Consider the following 1,125-nt stretch of genomic DNA (forward strand, 5'->3'; position numbering starts at 1 on the left):
GCAGCGAATCGTTTAGACCGCCTTCCGATTTCACGCGTTCATTTCCAAGTGTTAACCGCTCTCGGCATTGTTTATTTCTTTGATCTCGCAGATTTATTTACCCTCAGCAATGTAGCGCCGGCACTGATCGAGCATTGGGGCATCCCGCTTTCAACTATTGCTAACGTAACGGCTGCATCGTTTTTAGGCATGTTTTTAGGCGCTTCACTGGGCGGACGGCTGTCCGATCGAATCGGCCGCAAAAAAGCCTTAAATCTATTTGTCTTTGTTTTCTCAATCGCATCGCTATGCAATGCTGCGGCATGGGACATTCCATCTTTAATGACATTCCGTTTTCTCACCGGATTTGGCGTTGCAGCCGCCATGGTCATTACGAATAGCTATTTGGCGGAATTTTTCCCTTCAAGTGTTCGTGGAAAATATATTTCTTTTTGTGCCATGATTGGATTGATCGGGGTGCCGATCACCAACATTGTGTCTGCCTTTGTCATTCCGCTTGGTTCATGGGGATGGAGGCTTGTGTTTGTATGGGGTGCCGTCGGCCTTATTTATTTTTTCTTTATTCGACGGCTGGAAGAGTCGCCTCGGTGGCACGAAAATCGCGGGGAATATGCGAAAGCCGATGCGATCCTCAACCGAATTGAGGCACAGGTTGAAAAGGAGAAAGGCCCGCTTCCGGCAGCATCCCAGCCTAAAGTAAGCGAAACTGTTAAGCAGCATGCAGGTTACGCAGGCTTATTGAAAGGCAGAAACCTTAAAATCACCATCGTATTATCTGCTGTATGGATTTTTGAAACATTTGGGTTTTACGGATTTGCCTCATGGGTTCCAAGCCTGCTAAAAAGCAATGGCGTCACCATGGAAAATACATTGTGGTATAATGTATTGCATTCCGTCGGCGCTCCGCTTGGCGCACTGCTCGGCTCCATGATTTCTGAAAGATTTCAAAGAAAATGGATTTTAGCTGCGAGTGCGTTTCTGACGGCCATCGCCGGGCTCTTATATGGTATGACTTTTATTCCCATCATGATCATTGTATTTGGTTTTATCGTGAATATCACAGAACGGGTCTTTACCTCGAACTTATACGCCTATACATCTGAACCTTATCCGACTGAATACCGC

Annotated in this window: 1 protein-coding gene; it reads left to right on the forward strand. The window is 46.4% G+C overall.

The features are described from left to right. Positions 1–1,125: MFS transporter (locus ACWHAR_RS22620; RefSeq protein ID WP_452087895.1), on the forward strand; the 1,125-nt coding region annotated here is incomplete at both ends.

This window comes from Bacillus sp. LR--39 (assembly GCF_053613335.1).